Here is a 6,175-nt window from a genome sequence, read left to right on the forward strand (position 1 = left end):
GCATGGGTCGCATCAGCCTGCGCACCCGCGCCATGCGCCAGTTCACCATCGGTCATGTGCGCCATCGCCTGGTGACCAAGATCGAAATCATCGACAACGGCCCGGGCATCCCTGCGGAATTGCAGGAAACCATCTTCTTTCCCATGGTCAGCGGCCGTCCGGACGGTACCGGGCTGGGCCTGTCCATCACCCAGAACATCATCAGTCAGCATCAGGGCTTGATCGAATGTGAGAGCCACCCCGGCCACACCACTTTCTCGATCTTCCTGCCACTGGAACAAGGAGCCACATCGACATGAGCCGTAGTGAAACCGTGTGGATCGTCGATGACGACCGTTCTATCCGCTGGGTCCTGGAAAAAGCCTTGCAACAGGAAGGCATGACCACCCAGAGCTTCGACAGCGCCGACGGGGTGATGAGCCGCCTGGCCCGTCAGCAGCCGGACGTCATCATTTCCGACATCCGCATGCCCGGCGCCAGTGGCCTGGACTTGCTGGCGCGGATTCGCGAGCAACATCCGCGGCTGCCGGTGATCATCATGACCGCTCATTCCGACCTGGACAGCGCCGTGGCGTCCTACCAGGGCGGTGCGTTCGAATACCTGCCCAAGCCGTTCGACGTCGACGAAGCCGTGTCTCTGGTCAAGCGCGCCAACCAGCACGCCCAAGAGCAACAAGGCCTGGAAGAAGTCCCGGCCCTGGCCCGCACCCCGGAAATCATCGGCGAAGCGCCGGCGATGCAGGAAGTGTTTCGCGCCATCGGTCGACTGAGCCATTCCAACATCACCGTGCTGATCAACGGTGAGTCGGGCACCGGCAAGGAATTGGTGGCCCACGCCCTGCACCGCCACAGCCCACGAGCGGCGTCGCCGTTCATTGCGCTGAACATGGCGGCGATTCCCAAGGACCTGATGGAGTCCGAGCTGTTCGGCCATGAGAAAGGCGCGTTCACCGGCGCGGCCAACCTGCGCCGGGGCCGCTTCGAACAAGCCGATGGCGGTACGTTGTTCCTGGATGAAATCGGCGACATGCCGGCCGATACCCAGACCCGGCTGCTGCGGGTACTGGCCGACGGCGAGTTCTATCGAGTCGGCGGGCATACGCCGGTCAAGGTCGATGTCCGGATCATCGCCGCGACCCACCAGAACCTGGAAACCCTGGTCCACGCCGGCAAGTTCCGCGAAGACCTGTTCCATCGCCTGAACGTGATCCGCATCCACATCCCGCGCCTGGCGGACCGCCGGGAAGACATCCCGACCCTGGCCCGGCATTTCCTTGGCCGTGCGGCCCAGGAGTTGGCGGTGGAGCCCAAGCTGCTCAAGAGCGAGACCGAGGAATACCTCAAGAACCTGCCGTGGCCCGGCAACGTGCGCCAGCTGGAGAATACCTGCCGCTGGATCACAGTGATGGCGTCGGGTCGCGAAGTGCATATCAGCGACTTGCCACCGGAACTGTTGAGCCTGCCACAGGATTCGGCGCCGGTGACCAACTGGGAACAGGCCCTGCGCCAATGGGCCGATCAGGCCCTGGCCCGCGGTCAATCGAGCCTGCTCGACAGCGCCGTCCCGGCCTTCGAGCGCATCATGATCGAAACCGCCCTCAAGCACACCGCCGGCCGCCGCCGCGACGCCGCCGTGCTGCTGGGCTGGGGCCGCAATACCTTGACCCGCAAAATCAAGGAATTGGGGATGAAGGTTGATGGTGGGGATGATGATGAGGGGGATGAGGGCTGATCAGCCTTTGGTCCAGCACTGAATTCAAAAATCCAATCGCGAGCAGGCTCGCTCCCACAAAGGCCAATACCATCCAATGTGGGAGCGAGCCTGCTCGCGAAGCTTCTGAAAGGTTGTGCACCGCTTCAATGCACTGCGAACCGCAATTGCTCATGTACGACGAGCCAGAACCGATCGCCCCAGCTCCAAAAAACCGCGCAACACTTAAACAAAAGCCCCGGAATACGGGGCTTTTTCGCATCTTCAGCAGTTTTTTGTGACAAGCCATTTAAAACTGGCACGCCCCCTGCAATAACCCAATCACTACCCAGTTTCGGGGACCTTGGTACAGGCAGGCCGGGGATTCCCCTCTTTTACACCGGGCTCATCGAGCCCACTGTTTTGGGGGCCTTGATACAGGCAGGTCAAGGTTTCCCTTCTTTACATCCGGGCTGCGCCTTCACGGCGAGCCCTCCCGTTTTGGGAACCTTGGTACAGGCAGGCCGGGGATTCCCTCTTTTATTGCTCCTGGAGACGGATCTCCAACCGCCAGCGGTCATCGACCTCGCTGCCGGTCCACTCCCCTCGCAACGGACGCGCCGCTACCAGCGTCAGCAGCAATCCCTTGTCACTCAAGCGCACCCGCCAGTTCACGTCCTTGCCGTTGAGCTTGAGCTGACCCTTCTGCGGATGGCCCTGCGCCTGAAACAACAGCGCCACGGAGCCGTCAACGATTTCCCCGTGGAGCTCCGGTTCGTTGTTGAACCAGGCCACCAGCCCAGCCTGGGTCACCTCGATCTGTTGCAGCTCGCTCGGATCGGGCGTCGTCAGGCGGCCGATCATCAGCCCGACCATCACGCCGACGATCGCCAGGGAGCCCATCACCCGAGGCAATAGCTTCGAACGCCGATCGGTTTGCGGCGTAGAATGCCGCTCATCTTTATCTGCGGAGCCGTGCATGTTTCACGTCATCCTTTTTCAACCGGAAATACCACCCAATACCGGCAACGTCATCAGGCTGTGCGCCAACAGCGGCTGCCACCTGCACTTGATCGAACCGCTGGGCTTCGAAATGGACGACAAGCGCCTGCGCCGCGCCGGCCTCGACTACCACGAGTATGCCACCTTGCAGCGGCACGCCGACTTGGCCAGTTGCCTGGAAAGCCTCGGGCATCCACGCCTGTTCGCCTTCACCACCAAGGGCTCGCGGCCGTTTCATGACGCCAGCTTCGTCGCCGGCGATGCATTCCTGTTCGGCCCGGAAAGCCGTGGCCTGCCGGCCGAAGTACTGGACGCACTTTCGGCGGACCAACGCTTGCGCTTGCCGATGCGTGAAGGCTGCCGCAGCCTGAACCTGTCCAACACCGTGGCGGTGGCGGTTTATGAGGCGTGGCGGCAGAACGGCTTTCAATAGCATCGCATAACAAATGTGGGAGGGGGGGGGGGGGGGGGGGCGTCAGCTCAGTCGGTGCTTGATTGACTGATATAGCGCTTTCCCCCCCCCCCCCCCTCCCACAGGTTTGATACTCGGCTGAAAGCGCCGCTTACTGGACGGTCGCGCCGCCTTCCTGTTGCATGCGCTGCAGCTCTTGCGCGTACAAGGCATCGAAGTTCACCGGGGCCAGCATCAGGGCCGGGAACGAGCCGCGGGTCACCAGGCTGTCCAGGGTTTCGCGGGCGTACGGGAACAGGATGTTCGGGCAGAACGCGCCCAGGGTGTGGCTCATCGAAGCGGCATCGAGATTCTTGATCAGGAAGATACCGGCCTGCTGGACTTCGGCGATGAACGCGACTTCGTCACCGTTCTTCACGGTCACCGACAGGGTCAGCACCACTTCGTGGAAATCTTCTTCCAGGGCTTTCTGGCGGGTATTCAGGTCCAGGGCCACGCTCGGCTCCCACTGCTGGCGAAAGATCGCCGGGCTTTTCGGGGCCTCGAAGGACAGGTCGCGGACGTAAATGCGCTGCAAGGAGAATTGCGGTGCGGCTTCTTCTTCAGTGGCAGCTGTGTTCTGTTGGTCAGTCATCGCAGATCCTTCTTACTTTCAGATTCTATTAATTGGGAATTCAGGCCTTGAGCAGCGCGTCGAGCTTGCCGGCGCGCTCCAAGGCGAACAGGTCATCGCAACCGCCCACGTGGGTGTCGCCGATCCAGATCTGCGGCACGGAGGTACGCCGGGCCTTCTGGGTCATTTCGGCGCGCAGTTGCGGCTTGCCGTCGACCTTGATCTCTTCGAAAGCCACGCCTTTGTTCTGGAGCAGGTGCTTGGCTCGGGAGCAATAAGGGCAGTAATCGCTGGAATAGACAACTACGTGGGGCATGTCACTTCACCAGGGGCAGATTGTCGGCTTTCCAGCTCGCAACGCCACCGGACAGTTTGGCGGCGGTGAAGCCGGACTTCATCAGTTCGCGGGCAAGGGTGCCGGCCTGCTGGCCCTGGGCGTCGACCAGGATCAGCGTCTTGGCCTTGTGTTTTTCCAGTTCGGCCACGCGTGCGATCAGTTTGTCCTGAGGAATGTTCAGCGCGCCGACGATGTGACCGGCGGCGTAATCCTTGGTCGGGCGGATGTCGACCACTACGCCTGCGTCCTTGTTGACCAGTGCGGTCAGCTCGCCGGTGCTCAGGCTGCGTCCGCCGCCCTGCATCGTGTGGGCAACCAGCAACGCCAGCAGTACGACGAAGATACCGACGAGAATGTAGTGGTTAGTGGCAAATTCAATCAGGTGAGCAACCATCGAAGGAGGTTCCAGGGCGTTAAAATGTCGGCCAGTATACACAGCACGCAAGGCCGGCCAAACCCCGCCCGGCGGTGACGGCACCGGAACTTACCTTTAAACTGCCCGTCCCTTTTCCATCGTCTTCTTTTAACCAGCCAAGAGTGGATTCCATGACTACCACGCCTAAACCTTTGGTCCTGATGATTCTGGACGGCTTCGGTCACAGTGACAGCCACGAATCCAACGCCGTCTACGCGGCCAGGAAGCCTGTGCTGGATCGCCTGTGGGCCACCGTGCCGAACGGCTTGATCTCCGGCAGCGGCATGGATGTCGGCTTGCCGGACGGACAGATGGGCAACTCCGAAGTCGGCCACATGAACCTCGGCGCCGGCCGCGTGGTGTATCAGGACTTCACCCGGGTGACCAAATCGATCCGCGACGGCGAGTTCTTCGAAAACCCGACCATCTGCGCCGCCGTGGATAAAGCCGTAGCTGCCGGCAAGGCCGTGCACTTCATGGGCCTGCTGTCCGACGGTGGCGTGCACAGCCATCAGGACCACCTGATCGCCATGGCCGAGCTGGCCGCCAGGCGCGGCGCTGAAAACATCTATCTTCACGCCTTCCTGGATGGCCGAGACACGCCGCCGAAGAGCGCCGAATCGTCGATCAAGTTGCTGGACGACACGTTCAAGACCCTCGGCAAGGGCCGGATCGCCAGCCTCATCGGCCGTTACTTCGCCATGGACCGCGACAACCGCTGGGACCGCGTCGCCCAGGCCTACAATCTGATCGTCGACGGCAATGCCGAATTCCACGCCGCCACCGCGCAAGAAGGCCTGCAAGCTGCCTACGAGCGTGGTGAAAGCGACGAGTTCGTCAAGGCCACCACCCTCGGCGAGCCGGTAAAAGTCGAAGACGGCGACGCCGTGGTGTTCATGAACTTCCGCGCCGACCGTGCCCGCGAACTGACTCGCGTATTCGTCGAAGATGACTTCAAGGAATTCGAACGCGCCCGCCAGCCGAAACTGGCCGGTTTCGTGATGCTGACTCAATACGCCGCCAGCATTCCCGCGCCATCGGCCTTCGCTGCCGGTAGCCTGGAAAACGTGCTGGGCGATTACTTGGCGAAAAACGGCAAGACCCAACTGCGCATCGCGGAAACCGAGAAGTACGCCCATGTGACGTTCTTCTTCTCCGGCGGCCGCGAAGAGCCCTTCCCGGGCGAAGAGCGCATCCTGATCCCGTCGCCGAAGGTCGCCACCTACGACCTGCAACCGGAAATGAGCGCGCCGGAAGTGACCGACCGCATCGTCGACGCCATCGAGAACCAGCGTTATGACGTGATCGTGGTCAACTACGCCAACGGTGACATGGTCGGCCACAGCGGCGTGTTCGACGCAGCGGTCAAGGCCGTGGAATGCCTGGACACCTGCGTCGGCCGCATCGTCGAGGCGCTGGAAAAAGTCGGCGGCGAAGCGCTGATCACCGCCGACCACGGCAACGTCGAGCAGATGTCCGACGAATCCACCGGCCAGGCCCACACGGCCCACACCACTGAGCCGGTGCCATTCATTTATGTCGGCAAGCGTGACTTCAAGGTCCGCGAGGGTGGCGTGCTGGCTGACGTGGCACCGACGATGCTGATGCTGCTGGGCATGGAACAGCCGGCGGAGATGACCGGGACTTCGATCCTGGTCTGACCCAGAGTTACCTGTGTGGGAGCGAGCCTGCTCGCGAAAACGGTA

8 protein-coding genes are annotated in these 6,175 nt (G+C 61.9%); 4 read left to right on the top strand and 4 right to left on the bottom strand.

The genetic code is table 11. The annotated features are described in order from the left end of the window. Both ACE04F_RS26060 and ntrC read left to right on the top strand, forming a co-directional pair. A partial coding sequence (locus ACE04F_RS26060) for an ATP-binding protein (protein WP_486110503.1) occupies positions 1-299 on the top strand: 299 nt, incomplete at its 5' end. Continuing rightward, positions 296-1,732 (top strand): nitrogen regulation protein NR(I), encoded by a 1,437-nt coding sequence (gene ntrC, locus ACE04F_RS26065; RefSeq protein WP_186613250.1) that lies wholly within the window; start codon positions 296-298, stop codon positions 1,730-1,732. The genes ACE04F_RS26060 and ntrC, both read left to right, overlap by 4 nt. 498 nt (positions 1,733-2,230) lie before the next feature. On the opposite strand, the gene ACE04F_RS26070 is transcribed toward ntrC, so the two are convergent. Continuing rightward, positions 2,231-2,671, bottom strand: coding sequence for a hypothetical protein (locus ACE04F_RS26070; RefSeq protein WP_486110504.1), 441 nt, complete (start codon positions 2,669-2,671; stop codon positions 2,231-2,233). Here ACE04F_RS26070 and trmL point away from each other — a divergent pair. Further along, complete coding sequence (gene trmL, locus ACE04F_RS26075; protein ID WP_486110505.1) at positions 2,670-3,125, top strand: tRNA (uridine(34)/cytosine(34)/5-carboxymethylaminomethyluridine(34)-2'-O)-methyltransferase TrmL; 456 nt, start codon at positions 2,670-2,672, stop codon at positions 3,123-3,125. The two genes, ACE04F_RS26070 and trmL, sit on opposite strands and share 2 nt — an antisense overlap. Positions 3,126-3,255: 130 nt before the next feature. Here trmL and secB read toward each other — a convergent pair whose 3' ends face one another. The 3 genes from secB to ACE04F_RS26090 are packed head-to-tail and all read right to left on the bottom strand — an operon-like array spanning position 3,256 to position 4,448. After that, complete coding sequence (gene secB / locus ACE04F_RS26080; RefSeq protein ID WP_305497429.1) at positions 3,256-3,738, bottom strand: protein-export chaperone SecB; 483 nt, start codon at positions 3,736-3,738, stop codon at positions 3,256-3,258. A gap of 40 nt (positions 3,739-3,778) precedes the next feature. After that, complete coding sequence (gene grxC / locus ACE04F_RS26085; RefSeq protein WP_186710850.1) at positions 3,779-4,033, bottom strand: glutaredoxin 3; 255 nt, start codon at positions 4,031-4,033, stop codon at positions 3,779-3,781. Position 4,034: 1 nt separating this feature from the next. Next, positions 4,035-4,448 carry a rhodanese-like domain-containing protein gene (locus ACE04F_RS26090; RefSeq protein ID WP_305497431.1) on the bottom strand — a complete coding sequence of 138 codons (414 nt, stop codon included), beginning with the start codon at positions 4,446-4,448 and terminating at the stop codon, positions 4,035-4,037. A 152-nt stretch (positions 4,449-4,600) separates the two neighbouring features. Between ACE04F_RS26090 and gpmI the strand changes: the two genes are divergently transcribed. Then, complete coding sequence (gene gpmI, locus ACE04F_RS26095) at positions 4,601-6,130, top strand: 2,3-bisphosphoglycerate-independent phosphoglycerate mutase (protein ID WP_486110506.1); 1,530 nt, start codon at positions 4,601-4,603, stop codon at positions 6,128-6,130. The last annotated feature ends 45 nt before the right edge of the window (positions 6,131-6,175 follow it).

This window comes from Pseudomonas sp. AGC41, assembly GCF_057334555.1.

What these genes read in the sequence shown, in the direction of transcription:
- ACE04F_RS26090 (WP_305497431.1), bottom strand. Translation starts at nt 4,448, where the DNA reads ATGGTTGCTCACCTGATTGAATTTGCCACTAACCACTACATTCTCGTC.
- ACE04F_RS26070 (WP_486110504.1), bottom strand. Translation starts at nt 2,671, where the DNA reads ATGCACGGCTCCGCAGATAAAGATGAGCGGCATTCTACGCCGCAAACC.
- secB (WP_305497429.1), bottom strand. Translation starts at nt 3,738, where the DNA reads ATGACTGACCAACAGAACACAGCTGCCACTGAAGAAGAAGCCGCACCG.
- trmL (WP_486110505.1), top strand. Translation starts at nt 2,670, where the DNA reads ATGTTTCACGTCATCCTTTTTCAACCGGAAATACCACCCAATACCGGC.
- gpmI (WP_486110506.1), top strand. Translation starts at nt 4,601, where the DNA reads ATGACTACCACGCCTAAACCTTTGGTCCTGATGATTCTGGACGGCTTC.
- ntrC (WP_186613250.1), top strand. Translation starts at nt 296, where the DNA reads ATGAGCCGTAGTGAAACCGTGTGGATCGTCGATGACGACCGTTCTATC.
- grxC (WP_186710850.1), bottom strand. Translation starts at nt 4,033, where the DNA reads ATGCCCCACGTAGTTGTCTATTCCAGCGATTACTGCCCTTATTGCTCC.